The organism is Rhodococcus sp. P4_E4 (genome assembly GCF_056401575.1).
On the sequence record NZ_JBFUJB010000015.1, the window covers coordinates 145788 to 160661 of the forward strand.

A 14874-nucleotide genomic window follows, 5' to 3' on the forward strand; every position below is an offset into this window, starting at 1 on the left:
ATGCTCGAACTCGACAGAGTCACAGTTCGATACGGATCCGCTGTCGCCGTCCGGGAAGTCTCCCTTGTCGCCCCCGCCGGTGAAGTGACAGCGATCGTCGGGCCGAACGGTGCAGGCAAGACCAGCTTGGCGGGATCCATCTACGGCTCGGTTCCCGCCACCGGGACAATCAAATTCGATGGTCGAGAGATCCAGAAATTATCGGCACTGGATCGTGTCCGCAGCGGATTTGCCTACGTACCCCAAGGCAGGCAACTGTTCATGCGAATGTCCGTTCGCGAGAACCTACGCGTCGGCGCAGACCTGCTGGGATTGAAAGCCGATGCCGTGGAAACAGCTTTCGAGAGGTTCCCGATCCTGCGTGAACGCTCCGAGAGTTATGCCGGGGTCCTCAGCGGTGGTGAGCAGCAGATGTTGGTTCTGGGGCGGGCCCTTCTGGAAACCCCGAAGGTGTTGCTCCTCGACGAGATGATGACAGGACTGGCACCGAAAATCGTCGCGGAGCTGCGAGCGCTGGTCGGGGGTCTGGCCGCCGAGGGTGTGACCGTCATCGTGACGGAACCGGCACTTACTGCACTGAAATCGGTTGTCGACCGCGGATATGTCATGCAGCGCGGCGAACTCGTCCGCGAATGCGATTCCGCAGCGACACTGGACAACGCGTACAAACAATCGATGGGCGTACTCAGCGCCGACGGGAGATGATCCACGATCATGCTTGAAACGAAGACACTCGACTTCACCGTCGGTGAATTCGCCACGAATCCGGACCGGTTCGCCGGCGTCAGCATCAGCGAAATGGTCAGGCATTGGTCTGAGACCATCCCGGACGAAACCGCCTTTGTCACTCCGGAATCGAGGGTGTCGTGGAAACAGTACGACGCGGCTGCCGATGCGATCGCGTCGGCGCTGGATCTAGCTGGTGAGGGATACGGACATGTAGCCGTGTTGCTCCCCGACACCGCTGTATTCCATGCGGCTCTCTGCGCAGCATTTCGTACCGGCCGCGTCGCCGTCGGAATCGGTTCGCGCTCGGGCATTCGCGAGATCTCTCATCTGATCGCCCGCTCGGAAGCCTCCGTTCTCGTCACCACTCGCACGCTGCGCGGCGTCGATACCGCCGAACTCGTGGCGAGTCTGCGGGCAGAGCATCCCGGACTGGACGTCGTCTTCGCCGACGAACGCGCCGACGTGAGTTTCGAACGCATGAGTGCAAACGGCGAACTCACCTCGTTGCCGGTCGAGCTAAAGCAGTTCCCCGCAACCAGTCCGTGTTTTGTCACGTCAGCCGTTTCGATGCTGAACTCGACGTCCGGCACAACGGGCTTACCCAAACTGGTCACACAAACCGAGGATCGTTGGGTTGGTTTCTCCGAGATCGCCGCCGAGGCGGCGGCGATCGGTCCGGATGAGGTGTTCCTCGGCGCGGTTCCGGCACCTTTCGGATTCGGCCTCTGGACTTCGCATTTCCTGCCGGCGCTACTCGGTGCTCGCAATGTCGTCATGGAACGCTTCGACGTTTCGGTGATGATCGAGTTGATCGAGCGCGAACGGGTGACTGCTTTGAATTGTGTGAGTACACAATTCAAGATGCTGTTGCGTTCGGAGGCCGCGGAATCGGCCGATCTCTCGTCACTTCGTTTCATGTTCACCGGTGGTGAAGCCGTGCCGTATTCGGAGGCACTGGCCTTCGAACAACGTACCGGAGCGGCTGTCCTGCAGTTCTACGGATCAAACGAAACCGGCGCCGTCTCGGTGACGACGGTTTCGGACGGTTCCGATACCCGACTGAAGACGTGCGGCCACGTCATCGATCGCATGCAAGTTCGTGTATTCGACGATGCGGCAAAGGAAGTGACCGGCTCCGTCCGTCGCGGTCAGCCTGCGGTCAACGGCCCGCTGATGTGCCAGGGTTATTGGGGCGACGTCGATGCAAACGACGAGTTGTACACCGACGACGGTTGGATGCTTCTCGGCGACATCGTCGAGATCGACGAGACCGGGCGGGTGCGTGTGGTCGGGCGCAAAGCCGACATCATCATTCGAGGCGGCAAGAACATTTCCGCGGTCGAGGTCGAGGAGTACGTGCGCGCGCATCCTTCGGTGGAACTGGTCGCCGTGGTCGGAGTCGACGATCCGCTGTTCGGTGAGAAGGTCTGTGCGGTCGTCGTGTCCGCCGATGACGATCTGAGTTCGGTGGACCTGACCGCCTGGCTGCAGAGCCGAGGAGTGACCCGCGAGTACATACCCGAGTACGTGATGACGGTCGCCGAATTGCCGATGGCGGCAGGCGGCAAAGTAGCCAAGGGCGAAGTCAAGGCACTCGCGCAGCGGCGGATCGCTGAACTCGGCTGATCGCGCCTGACAGTACCGGCGTCGCGTTACGCTGATCCGGACATTTTGCCGAGAGTGAAGGAAACCCGATGACGAACCCTTCACCGCATCGGTGGCGCAGGCGCTTGCTGTGGGCTCTGGCAATTGTGTTCGTTCTGGTCGGAGCCGTGGTTCTGGCCTTCGTTCTGAGCCCGAGACCTGGCGCACTCACCGTACGATGGGTCTTCGATCGTGATGCCGTGAAAGTCACCGAGGCGCTCGAGAAGCACGCGCCCGAAGGCGTCGACTCGATCAAGGACCAGCAGTACCGCGCCGATGACGACGACGCATACCTGGATGTCTACTTTCCCGCAGCGACGACGACCGCATTGCCTACGGTGATCTGGACTCATGGCGGTGCCTGGATCTCGGGAAGCAAGTCCAACTACGCGCCGTACTACGAGTTGCTGGCCTCTCGTGGCTACACCGTTGTGTCCCTGGACTACTCACTCGGACCTGAGCATCACTATCCGACAGCGGTGCGGCAGCTCAACGACGCTCACGCGTACGTCGTCGCGAATGCGGAACGGCTGCATGTTGATCCGACGACGGTCGTTCTCGCCGGTGATTCTGCGGGAGCGCAACTCTCGAGTCAGCTCGCCACTCTCATCACTGATCCCGCGTATGCGAACCGTGTGGGCGTGGTCCCGTCGCTGCGGCCGGATCAGTTACGTGGAGTAATCCTGAACTGTGGAATCTACGACGTCGGGAACATGGTCGGCGGACCCGGCATCATCGGTTGGGGGGTTGATCGGTCCCTCTGGGCGTATACCGGGGTGCGTGACTTCATGAGTACCGACGCAGCGGATCAGATGTCGACCTTGAACTACGTCAGCGCTCAATTTCCGCCTGCCTACATCAGCGGCGGCAACGCGGATCCTTTGACAGATTCTCAGTCGAAACCGTTGGCTGACAAATTGACGGGGTTGGGGGTTGCGGTCGACACACTGTTCTATCCGGCCGATCACGTTCCGGCGCTCGGTCACGAGTATCAGTTCGATCTGGACAATGCCGACGGTCTCACTGCCCTCGATCGCACGGTTCAGTTTCTCGACGCACACACCCGCTAGTTGTCGGATGATGCTGAGACGCTGAAGAAATGGTCATTTCAGACAAAGCGCCGCGGGTGTGTTGCCGGGGAATTCTCGACTAGTCCTTTTGGTCTAGCCTGGGTGAATCCGACCCGACCCCAGGAGTTGTTGTGCGCGCGTCTTCCCCCGACAGACGGCGAAGGCGCATTGTCGGAATCGCGGCGGTATTCGTCGTCATTCTGCTGTCCGGGGTAACCGCGGCACTCGTCAGTCCGTGGCCAGGAGTTCTCCTCGTACGGTGGATGTCAGCGGGTGGCTCCGAAGCGACTCACGCACAACTCGACAGGCATGCACCGTCAGAAATCGTCTCGATTCTCGATCAGTCGTACCGCGACGGCGACGACGATGCACAACTGGACGCGTACTACCCGTCGGAGTCCACTTCGGCGCTACCCACGGTGGTCTGGGTGCACGGCGGTGGCTGGATATCAGGATCGAGAACTGATGCCGACGGTTACTACAAACTGTTGGCAAATCAAGGCTTCACAGTGATTTCGGTGGACTACTCACTGGGACCAGATGCGTATTACCCCACCGCAGTGAATCAACTGAACGACGCGTATCGATTTATCGTGAGCAATGCGGACAGGTTGCATGTCGATTCGAACAATCTCTTTCTTGCGGGAGATTCGGCAGGCGCGCAGTTGTCCAGTCAGTTGGCGACGGTCATGACCAGCCCTGATTACGCGTCGGAAATGGGTGTGGAGCCGGCATTACGTCCCGAGCAGATACGCGGAGTTGTCCTCGACTGTGGGGTCTTCGATCTGAAACCGCTGCTGTCACAGGGGAAGTACTTCGGTTGGGGCGTCGACAAGCAATCGCTGTGGGGGTATCTCGGAACGAGGGACTTCGACGGGTCGACTGCAGTGGGTCAGATGTCGACACTGGGCCATGTGACCTCGGACTTTCCAGCGACGTTCATCACCGGCGGAAATGTCGACCCGCTGACCGCCAGCCAGTCGAAACCCATGGCAGAACGGCTCGCCGATCTGGGCGTCGAAGTAGACGCACTGTTCTACCCCGAAGATCACGAGCCTGCGCTGGACCACGAATATCAGTTCGACCTCGATACCGTGGACGGGATGATCGCGTTCGATCGCACAGTCGCGTTCCTGCGCAACTACGTGCGTTAGCGCGGTCAGCGAATCACGTAAGGCGAAATCGAACTCCGGTGCTCGCTGATGTCGAGGTCTTTACCCAACGGCGGGAAGGCACGCTGCGGACAGTTGAGGCGTTCGCAGACACGGCAGCCCGAGCCGATCGGCGTTCCCGGATTCGACTCGTCCAGATCCAGACCGTCGCTGTAGACGAGTCGGTGGGCGTGTCGAATCTCGCATCCCAATCCGATGGCGAAGATCTTTGCGGGCTGTCCGTATCGAGCCGCTCGACGTTCGACCGTGCGAGCAACCCAGAGGTATCGGCGGCCGTCGGGCATCTGTGCGATCTGGGGCATGATCTTGCCCGGATATGAGAACGTCTCGTAGACGTTCCACAGCGGGCACGTACCGCCGCTGGTGGAGAAGTGGAATCCGGTGGCGGACTGACGCTTCGACATGTTTCCGGCACGGTCGACACGGACGAACATGAACGGAACCCCGCGAAGTTTGGGGCGCTGCAGGGTCGAGAGGCGGTGGCAGATCGTCTCGTAGCTCGCGGAATAGAAGGCGGACATGCGCTCGATGTCGTACCGGAAGTCCTCGGCGACGTCGTGGAACTGGCTGTAGGGGAGCACGGTGGCCGCCGCGAAGTAGTTGGCCAATCCAAGTCGCGCCAGGGAGACCGACGCTTCGCTGGTGAAGTTGCCTTCGGCCACCAACGAGTCGAGCAGATCGCCGTGCTCGAGGTACGCGAGTTCTGTCGCGAACTTGAAGACCTGTTGCCCGCCGGAGAGCCGTGCGGAGATTTCCAGGACCCTGGTATCCGGGTCGTAACGATGAAGTATGTTCTCGCCCAGGTCGACTCGTCGAACGATCTGCACGCCGTGGACGGTTTCCAGGCGCCTGGCGATCTCGCCGGCGACGTCGCCGCGATGAAAGCGCATCCGGGCAGTGAGTTCTTCGGCCGCGGTGTCGAGATCGTGAATGTAGTTCTGCCGCTGATAGAAGTAGTCGCGCACTTCCTCGTGCGGCATGGTGATCGAACCGCTGCCGCTGCCGTCCGAGAAGCGGTCTTCCGTCGCTGCGGCGAGTTGCGCCGTGGTGTTGCGGAAGCGGCGATGCATGTTGACCATCGCCTTGGCCAGGCCCGGGTGCGTGGAGACCATCTCCGCGATTTCGTGGGCGTCGGCGTCGATGCCCATCTCCTGATCGAGGGCAACTTCACGCATTTCCGCGATCAGGCGCGTGTCGTCCTGTGGGGAGAAGAAGGTGGTGTCGACGCCGAAGACTTCACTGATTCGCAGGAGGACCGGCACGGTGAGTGGCCGGACGTCGTGCTCGATCTGATTGAGATAGCTTGCCGAGATCTCCAGCGTCTTGGCCAGCGAAGCCTGACTCAACCCGCGCTCGGTCCGCAGTTGGCGGAGCCGGACACCGACAAAGGTTTTCGACATTTTCCCAGGATACGAGTGACAGTCCGGCTTCGCAAAGGTGGGTTTGCAGAATTCGCACCGGCACCCCCTGTGAGTGGTTAAGGAGTCCTCACACTCCTCAACCACTCACGGGGCGGGAGGCCTAGACCCTGTTCTCCGAACGCGGAGCGCCGATTCCGGGATCGATCTGGAACGGTCCGCTCGACGAGGGTGCGAGGGGGAAGTCGAAGATCGCAGTCGGGAGATACACCGTCGAACACGAGTTGGGGATATCCACGACGCCAGACAGGCGGCCCTCGATCGGTGCCGCACCCAGCAGCAGGTACGCCTGCTCTGGCGCGTACCCGAACTTGGTCAGGTACTCGATCGCGTGCAGGCACGCACGCTGGTAGGACAGATGTGAATCCAGGTACTTCTGTTCGCCGTCCAACGTGACGGAAGTGCCCGAGAACGCAAGCCACTCGGAGTACTGCGGATCCGTGTTGCCCGGCATGAAGATGGCGTTCTCGGAAACGCCGTAGGTATCCATTCCGCCCTTGATGATGTCCACACGAAGATCGATGAAGCCGCCCATCTCGATGGCACCGCAGAAAGTGATCTCACCGTCGCCCTGGGAGAAGTGAAGATCGCCGACCGACAGATTCGCACCGTCCACGAATACCGGATAGAAGATTCGGCTGCCCTTGGTGAGGTTCTTGATGTCCTGGTTTCCACCGTTCTCGCGAGGGGGAGCGGTGCGCGCCGCCTCGCCGGCTACGCGTGTGTACTCGTCACCGGTCAAGGTTCCCAGTACTGCATCGCGGGGCTCGGGCGGAAGTGCAAGCGGGGGAACCCGATTGGGATCGGTGGCAATGAGAGCGCCCTCGCGGGCATTCCACTTGGCGAGCAACGCCGCCGACGGAGCAGTACCCATCAGCCCCGGGTGGACGATGCCCGTGAACGAGACGTGCGGAATGTGACGCGACGTCGCCGTTTGGCCGGAGAAATCCCAGACGGCCTTGTACGCGTCGGGGAACTGTTCGGTGAGGAAGCCGCCGCCGTTGTTTCGCGGGAAGATGCCCGTGTACCCCCAGCCTTGGCCGGCCAACGGACCCGAATCCTCTTGGGGGATAGGCCCGATATCCAAGATGTCGACGATCAAGAGGTCGCCGGGCTTTGCGCCTTCGACGGAAAAGGGGCCGGACAGCGTGTGGACGGTCGTCAGAGGTGCATTGAGAATGTCGTCGGCCGAGTCGTCGTTGTGGATTGCGCCGTCGAACCATTCGCGGCAATGGACACGAAACGCATCACCGGGTTTCACCGTCACCGCCGCCGGGATGTCCGGGTGCCACCGATTGTGGCCGACGATCGCCTGGTCGGTGAATTTCTTGGCGGAATCGAGTGGAAACAGCAGTTCAGGCATATGCACTCCTCATTCTCGAAGAAACGGAAAACTCGTGGCGGCAGGACTTTCGTGTCGGATCGGGACTCACGGCCAGGACGCGCGGTGAGGACGGTCAGGGGCGAGGTAGCTTGCGGTGCAACGGATTGGACGTCGTCGGGGCAGATTGTCGGCCACGGCCGGGTAGTGACCCACTGACCACGGCAGGCTCGTGAGCTGATCGGGCAGTGCTGTCCAGTAAACCCATCGCGGTTGACGAGCTGTGACTCAAACGGGGAGACGAGACAACACGCTTCGATTCGAGACTGCACTGGGGGCAACGGATCGACTGGGGCACTTCGGCCATCGCGAACGACCGCTCGAGCGGGCCGCAGCCGGTACAGCGAAACTCGTACAGAGGCATGCGGTCACGCTATCGGAGGATCCGTAAGTGCGACACTGGAACGACACGCACCGGGTTGCCGATGCCGCAATTGCGCCCGTCAGCGCAAGTACACAACCGCGTTGTCGCCGCCAGTACAGGTGACGATGCCGGAGGTCACCTTGCATGCCATCGTGTACTCCTTGCCGGTCACCGGACTACGTGCGGACACGGTGCTGGAGGCACCGGTGGCACCGGAGTTTCCGTAGGCGATCCGAACTGCCTCGGCAAACTCGCACGAAGTTTTGCCCCCACTTGTCGCGGACTCCTTGTAACTTCCGGCCGGCTGCCCGCCGGGGCAGGCGGACGCACCGGCCGGGAAGTTCGCGGCGCGTGTGGTCGTCGGGGATGTCGTGCTGGGAGCGGTTGTCGTGGTGCCGGGTGTGTTCGCGGCGGTGATGGTGGTCTGGGCCGCGCCACCGGCGGCTGAGTTTGGGACGTCCTTCGGCCAGAGGACCCAGGCAAGCCCGCCGAAGAGAGCCAACACAGTGATGACTCCGATTACGGATACCGGAATCACCCAGCCGGGCCGACGCGGCGGCGGATTTCCACGCGGCGGTGCAGGCGGGAATCCCTGGGGCGGAGGATACGACTGCGGCGCGGCCCGGTAGCCCAACTGTGGCGGCTGTGGACCGGATTGCGACCATGCCTGGTTGTTCGGTGGCCGCTGATAGTTGTCCGGCACCGCTTTATCGCCCGGTCGGGGGCGTCGAACGACAAGTCATGGTTCGACAGCATATGGCCGGCGAATGGGTTGTCTGTGGCTTTCTGACGGGTAGATCCCTGGAATTGCCCGAGCGAAGCCTGTTGCCACGAAGTGATTGCGGTCACTTGCGAGTCGTGAAGTTGGCTCCGAAGTAGCGGATGGGCCTGTTCCGAGTGCCGCGCGAACTGCCGGAATTGCAAGTGACGGAGTTGAGTGCATTTCGTTCACAGCCTGCGGTTTCTTTGCTACTCGCCAGTACGGAACCTGTCCGATTGGGTAGTACCAGCCGTGTAGGAATCTTCACAGACTTAGCAAAGTGTGTTGAAAAGGTAGCGAAGATTGGCATTAGCAACAGGTAGACGGCACTTTTTCGATGTGCCATTCTCGGTAAGTACACAAGAAGGGCCTGGCAAGTATGTGAAGTAGTACGCACGTACTGCTCACAACAGGCCGGACCAGCAGATCAAAGAGATGGAGTCTTGATGTCGACCACCGGCACCCCGAAGACCGCAGCTGAGCTCCAGCAGGATTGGGACACCAACCCTCGCTGGAAGGGCGTTACTCGTAACTACACGGCCGATCAGGTCGTCAAGCTCCAGGGCACCGTCGTCGAGGAGCAGACCCTCGCTCGTCGCGGATCCGAGATCCTGTGGGATCTCGTGAACAACGAGGACTACATCAACTCCCTCGGTGCACTTACCGGCAACATGGCTGTGCAGCAGGTTCGCGCCGGCCTGAAGGCCATCTACCTCTCCGGTTGGCAGGTTGCCGGCGACGCTAACCTCTCGGGCCACACGTACCCGGACCAGAGCCTCTACCCGGCCAACTCGGTTCCGACCGTCGTTCGTCGCATCAACAACGCACTGCTGCGCGCCGACGAGATCGCCAAGACCGAGGGTGACACCTCCGTCAGCAACTGGCTCGCTCCGATCGTTGCCGACGCCGAAGCCGGCTTCGGTGGCGCTCTCAACGCTTACGAGCTGCAGAAGGCCATGATCGGCGCCGGCGCTGCCGGTGTCCACTGGGAGGATCAGCTCGCTTCGGAGAAGAAGTGCGGCCACCTCGGCGGCAAGGTGCTCATCCCCACGCAGCAGCACATCCGCACCCTGACCTCGGCTCGCCTGGCTTCCGACGTTGCGGACGTTCCGTCCGTCATCATCGCCCGCACCGACGCTGAGGCTGCAACCCTCATCACCTCCGACGTGGATGAGCGTGACCGCCCGTTCCTCGACGGAACCCGCACGGCTGAAGGCTTCTACGGCGTCAAGAACGGCATCGAGCCCTGCATCGCTCGCGCCAAGGCTTACGCACCGTACGCAGACCTCATCTGGATGGAGACCGGCGTGCCGGATCTCGAGGTTGCGAAGAAGTTCGCCGAGTCCGTTCGCAGCGAATTCCCGGACCAGCTCCTGGCCTACAACTGCTCCCCTTCCTTCAACTGGAAGGCGCACCTGGACGACGCGACCATCGCGAAGTTCCAGAAGGAGCTCGGCGCGATGGGCTTCAAGTTCCAGTTCATCACGCTGGCCGGCTTCCACTCGCTCAACTACGGCATGTTCGACCTGGCCTACGGCTACGCCCGCGAAGGCATGACGGCATTCGTCGACCTGCAGGAGCGCGAGTTCAAGGCTGCCGAAGAGCGTGGCTTCACCGCCATCAAGCACCAGCGTGAGGTTGGCGCCGGCTACTTCGACACCATCGCCACCACCGTTGACCCCAACACCTCGACGGCAGCTCTCAAGGGCTCCACCGAAGAGGGCCAGTTCCACTAAGAACTGACTTCGGGTGGGGGAGAGGCTCGGCTTCGGGTCTCTCCCCTGCTTGTATCACCGCACTACTTTCTCTCGTCTTCAAGGCAGTTCCGATTGCATCGGCCACCAGCGTCGACGCAGTTCGAAGTGCTTCTTTTACAACACCTTCACCAGACAAACTCCACGAGACAAACAAGGAGCTGACGTGACCAGCGAAAAAATTCAGCGCGTCGGCGTTATCGGCGCCGGAATCATGGGTGCCGGAATCGCCGAGGTGTGCGCCCGCGCACATGTCGATGTTCTGGTCTTCGAGCAGACTCGCGAGCTTGCAGCAGCCGGGCGTTCACGCATCCTGCGTTCGCTCGACCGCGGTGTGAGCAGCGGAAAGATCACAGAACGTGAGCGTGAGCAGGCCGCATGGCGTCTGCGTTTCACCTCCGATCTGGGAGATTTCGCGGACCGCCAGCTCGTCGTGGAGGCCGTCGTCGAAGACGAGAAGATCAAGAGCGAAATCTTCGCCGAGCTCGACGCGGTCGTGACGGACCCGGATGCGGTTCTCGCATCCAACACGTCGTCGATCCCGATCATGAAGCTCGGCATCTCGACCAAGCGTCCCGAGCGAGTCATCGGTATGCACTTCTTCAACCCGGTTCCGGTCCTGCCGCTCGTCGAATTGGTGACGACGCTCAAGACCAGTGCCTCCGTCTCGCAGCGCGCCGAGGCTTTTGCCAGCGACATCCTCGGCAAGCAGGTCGTCCGCAGTGCCGACCGCTCCGGCTTCGTCGTCAACGCACTCCTGGTGCCGTACCTGCTCTCGGCGATCCGCATGGTCGAGTCTGGCTTCGCGACCAAGGAAGACATCGACAAGGCAACGGTTCTCGGCCTCGCGCACCCCATGGGTCCGCTGGCTCTGACGGACCTGGTCGGACTCGACACCGTCAAGTCCATCGCCGACTCCATGTACGAAGAGTTCAAGGAGCCGCTGTACTCCGCTCCGCCGCTGCTCCTGCGTATGGTCGAAGCCGGATTGACCGGCAAGAAGTCCGGCGCGGGCTTCTACGAATACGCCGACAACGGTCGCTCCACCAAGCAGGCAAGCTAAGGCCCAAAGCCCCTGTGCGCGTTTGTGGAGTGTAGAGACTCCATAAGCGCGCACAGGGCGCTCGCGCCCCTCGGTTAGAAAGGTCGACCGCATGTCCAGCAGCACTGCAGCATTCGGCTCCAGCGTCCTGGGGTATCCGCGCATCGGGCCGCGCCGTGAGCTCAAGCGCGCCCTCGAGTCCTACTGGCACGGCACTTCGGACAAGGACGCACTTCTCGCGGTCGCCAAGGAACTCCAGGAATCGACCTGGAGTGAACTGGCTGCGACGGGACTGAGCCAGGTTCCGGGCAACACCTTCTCCTTCTACGATCACGTCCTCGACAATGCGCTGCTCTTCGGCGCAGTGCCGGAGCGGTTCAAGCCGCTCGAGGGCGCCCTCGATCCGCTCGATTTCTACTTCACGATGGCCCGCGGTCGCCCGGACTTCCCGCCTCTCGAGCTGGTGCGCTTCTTCGGCACGAACTACTACTACCGTCAGCCCGAGATCGACGCGAACACGGTGTTCTCGCTCAACTCGGAGGCACTTCTCGACGAGTTCGAACGCGCTAAGGCGCGCGGCATCGAATTGCGCCCCGTCATCATGGGGCCCGTCTCGCTGCTTCTGCTCTCGAAGGTCGGACCCGCCACCGAGAAGTCCGATCCGAACTTCACCCCGCTCGACTTGTTGGACGCGCTCCTGCCCGAGTACGAGAAGCTCTTCGAGCAGCTCGCCAAGGCCGGTGCCACCTGTGTTCAGTTGGATGAGCCTTCGGTGACCGAGGACCGCACCCCCGAGGAGCTAGCCGCTCTGGGACGTGCGTACGAGAAGCTGTCGACGGCTCCGCTCCGCCCGCGCCTGTTGGTGACGGGTCCGTACGGCAAGTTCGGCGAAGCCCTCAACATCTTGGCGCCCACCAAGATCGAAGCCTTCGGTCTGGACTTGGTGCACGGCAAGATCACGGCCGAGGAACTGGCCGCAGTGCCGAACATCAAGCGCAAGCGCATCTACGCGGGCGTCGTCGACGGTCGCAACGTCTGGCGCGTCGACCGGTTCAACACCTTGACGTACCTGAACGAACTCAAGGACGTTGTGCCCGACCTCGTCGTCTCCACGTCGTCGTCGCTGCTGCACGTGCCGTACGACGTGCTCTCCGAGTACGACATTCCAGGAGACGTCGCAGACCGTCTGGCTTTTGCGAAGCAGAAGGTCGGCGAGGTCGTCTCCCTGGCGAAGGCACTCACCGAAGGTCCTTCGGACAAGTGGCGTAAGCGTCCGACGAAGGTGCACTTCAAGCTCAAGCACGCTGTCCGTGCTCGGGTCAACGCGATCAAGCCCGAAGATCGTGTGCGTGCACCGTACGAGGAGCGTCGTAAAGCTCAGCAGGAACGGTTGAACCTGCCCTTGGTTCCGGCCCAGACATTGGGTTCGTTCCCGCAGACCGACGCGATTCGCCAGGCTCGTTACGAACTCGGCCAGGGGCGTTTGGAGTGGGACGACTACTACAAGCGCATCCAGGAAGAGATCGAGCGCACAATCCGTCTGCAAGAGGACATCGGTCTCGATGTCTTCGTGCACGGCGAGCACGAGCGCAATGACATGGTCCAGTACTTCGCCGAACTGCTCGAGGGCTATGCCTTCACGCACAACGGTTGGGTTCAGGCCTACGGATCTCGTTGTACGCGTCCGCCGATTCTCTACGGCGACATTGCACGTCCGAAGCCGATGACGGTCGAATGGATTGCGTACGCGCAGTCGCTGACCGACAAGCCGGTCAAGGGCATGCTGACGGGTCCGGTCACCATGATCGCCCGTTCGTTTGTTCGTCAGGATCAGCCGCTCTACGAAACGGCAGAGCAACTGGCACTTGTCATTCGAGACGAAATCGCGGATCTCGAAGCTGCCGGAATCGCCATCATCCAGGTGGACGAGCCGGCAATTCGTGAACTGCTGCCACTGCGTGAGGACGGCCGGGAGGCCTACCTGGAGTGGGCCGTCGACGCGTTCCGTCTGGCAACAGGTGGAGCGAAGCCGGAAACACAGATCCACACACATCTGACGTACTCCGCTCGGTCGTCGGTGGTCGACGCCATCGAACGGTTGGACGCCGATGTGACGGCTATCGTCGCGACCCGCTCCATCACGTGGGTTCTCGAAGCACTCAAGGAAGGCGCGCTCACGCACGGCGTCGGCCCCGGTGTGTACGAATCTCGTTCGGCTCGGATTCCCGACATCGACGAGCTCGACGAATTGCTCACCGAGGCAAGCGAATCGATCTCTCTCGATCGTTTGTGGGCCAACCCGGACGGTGGCCTCAAGACCCGCCATCCATGGCAGCTCGAGCCTTCGCTGCGCAACATGGTTGCGGCCGCGAGGCGCCTGCGTCGTCGCGCCGAACAAGCGGAGCGCGACGCCGGGTAAGTCACGTCAAGAACACGTCATGGAGGGGCCTGCGATTTGCAGGTCCCTCCATGCACGGGTAGGCATGTGTGCATGGTTACTGCTGCTGCTTACGCCGCGACGTCCGCTGACGGTCCGCTCGAGAAGACCACCGTCGAACGCCGCGAGCTCGGTCCACTGGACATTCTCATCGACATCAAATTTGCCGGCATCTGCCACTCCGACATCCACACCGCTCGCAACGAGTGGGGCGGAGCCAAGTACCCGATCGTCCCCGGACACGAAATCGCCGGTGTCGTCGCCGCCGTGGGTTCGGACGTCACCAAGCACAAAGTCGGCGACCGCGTGGGCGTCGGCTGCTTCGTCGACTCCTGCGGAGAGTGCGACGCCTGCCTGGCCGGCGAAGAGCAGTACTGCCGCAAGGGTGTGACCGGTACATACAACGCCACCGGACGCGACGGCGAGCGCACTCAGGGTGGCTACTCGACGCACATCGTCGTCACCGAGCATTTTGTTCTCTCGATCCCCGAGGGCATCGAACTCGACGTTGCCGCGCCGCTGCTGTGCGCCGGCATCACCTTGTACTCACCGCTGCGGCACTGGAATGCCGGCCCCGGCAAGAAGGTCGCCATCATCGGGTTCGGCGGCCTCGGTCACGTCGGTGTGAAGATCGCCAAGGCGCTCGGCGCGGAAGTTACCGTCCTGAGCCAGACGCTCGGCAAGAAGGAAGACGGCCTTCGTCTCGGCGCCGATCACTACTACGCGACCAATGACCGTGAGACGTTCAAGGCTCTTCGCGGCGAGTTCGACCTGATCCTCAACACAGTCTCGGTCAATCTCGATATCGACGCCTACATGTCCTTGCTCGCCATCAACGGCACGCTCGTCGAACTGGGCCTGCCGGAGAAGCCGATCGAAGTTCGAGCATTCTCGCTCGCCGCAAACCGTCGTAGCCTCGCCGGCTCCATGGTGGGCGGTATCCCGCAAACACAGGAGATGCTCGACTTCTGCGCCGAGCACGGCATCGGCGCAGAAATCGAACTGATTCCGGCGAGCGACATCAACGACGCTTACGAGCGCGTGATCAAGAGCGACGTTCGATACCGATTCGTGATCGACACCGCAACAATCTGACCCGCCTC

12 protein-coding genes are annotated in these 14874 nt (G+C 61.8%); 8 read left to right on the forward strand and 4 right to left on the reverse strand.

Features of this window, described 5'->3' with window-relative positions:
* The 4 genes from AC1DVN_RS17415 to AC1DVN_RS17430 all read left to right on the forward strand — a co-directional run bounded on the left by AC1DVN_RS17415 (window position 1) and on the right by AC1DVN_RS17430 (window position 4597).
* Window positions 1–705 (forward strand): ABC transporter ATP-binding protein, encoded by a 705-nt coding sequence (locus AC1DVN_RS17415; protein ID WP_019744440.1) that lies wholly within the window; start codon window positions 1–3, stop codon window positions 703–705.
* Between the two features lie 9 nt (window positions 706–714).
* A complete protein-coding gene (locus tag AC1DVN_RS17420) occupies window positions 715–2355 on the forward strand; it encodes a class I adenylate-forming enzyme family protein (protein ID WP_084325136.1) in 1641 nt (546 codons plus the stop codon).
* A 68-nt stretch (window positions 2356–2423) separates the two neighbouring features.
* A complete protein-coding gene (locus AC1DVN_RS17425; protein WP_021333900.1) occupies window positions 2424–3443 on the forward strand; it encodes an alpha/beta hydrolase in 1020 nt (339 codons plus the stop codon).
* 131 nt (window positions 3444–3574) lie between these two features.
* A complete protein-coding gene (locus AC1DVN_RS17430) occupies window positions 3575–4597 on the forward strand; it encodes an alpha/beta hydrolase (protein WP_092765586.1) in 1023 nt (340 codons plus the stop codon).
* A gap of 5 nt (window positions 4598–4602) precedes the next feature.
* Here AC1DVN_RS17430 and ramB read toward each other — a convergent pair whose 3' ends face one another.
* The 4 genes from ramB to AC1DVN_RS17450 all read right to left on the reverse strand — a co-directional run bounded on the left by ramB (window position 4603) and on the right by AC1DVN_RS17450 (window position 8481).
* Window positions 4603–6015, reverse strand: a complete 1413-nt coding sequence (ramB, locus tag AC1DVN_RS17435; RefSeq protein ID WP_019744436.1) for an acetate metabolism transcriptional regulator RamB — start codon at window positions 6013–6015, stop codon at window positions 4603–4605.
* Between the two features lie 121 nt (window positions 6016–6136).
* On the reverse strand, window positions 6137–7396 hold the full coding sequence (fmdA, locus tag AC1DVN_RS17440) for a formamidase (RefSeq protein ID WP_019744435.1): 1260 nt from the start codon (window positions 7394–7396) through the stop codon (window positions 6137–6139).
* Window positions 7397–7490: 94 nt separating this feature from the next.
* On the reverse strand, window positions 7491–7778 hold the full coding sequence (locus AC1DVN_RS17445) for an FmdB family zinc ribbon protein (RefSeq protein WP_020906737.1): 288 nt from the start codon (window positions 7776–7778) through the stop codon (window positions 7491–7493).
* Between the two features lie 79 nt (window positions 7779–7857).
* Window positions 7858–8481 carry a hypothetical protein gene (locus AC1DVN_RS17450; protein WP_020906738.1) on the reverse strand — a complete coding sequence of 208 codons (624 nt, stop codon included), beginning with the start codon at window positions 8479–8481 and terminating at the stop codon, window positions 7858–7860.
* A gap of 503 nt (window positions 8482–8984) precedes the next feature.
* Between AC1DVN_RS17450 and aceA the strand changes: the two genes are divergently transcribed.
* The 4 genes from aceA (at window position 8985) to AC1DVN_RS17470 (ending at window position 14866) form a co-directional block, all read left to right on the forward strand.
* Window positions 8985–10274, forward strand: a complete 1290-nt coding sequence (gene aceA / locus AC1DVN_RS17455; RefSeq protein WP_003941533.1) for an isocitrate lyase — start codon at window positions 8985–8987, stop codon at window positions 10272–10274.
* Between the two features lie 184 nt (window positions 10275–10458).
* Window positions 10459–11355, forward strand: a complete 897-nt coding sequence (locus AC1DVN_RS17460; RefSeq protein WP_003941541.1) for a 3-hydroxybutyryl-CoA dehydrogenase — start codon at window positions 10459–10461, stop codon at window positions 11353–11355.
* A gap of 91 nt (window positions 11356–11446) precedes the next feature.
* A complete protein-coding gene (gene metE, locus AC1DVN_RS17465) occupies window positions 11447–13753 on the forward strand; it encodes a 5-methyltetrahydropteroyltriglutamate--homocysteine S-methyltransferase (RefSeq protein ID WP_019744430.1) in 2307 nt (768 codons plus the stop codon).
* 72 nt (window positions 13754–13825) lie between these two features.
* Window positions 13826–14866 carry an NAD(P)-dependent alcohol dehydrogenase gene (locus AC1DVN_RS17470; protein ID WP_019744429.1) on the forward strand — a complete coding sequence of 347 codons (1041 nt, stop codon included), beginning with the start codon at window positions 13826–13828 and terminating at the stop codon, window positions 14864–14866.
* The last annotated feature ends 8 nt before the right edge of the window (window positions 14867–14874 follow it).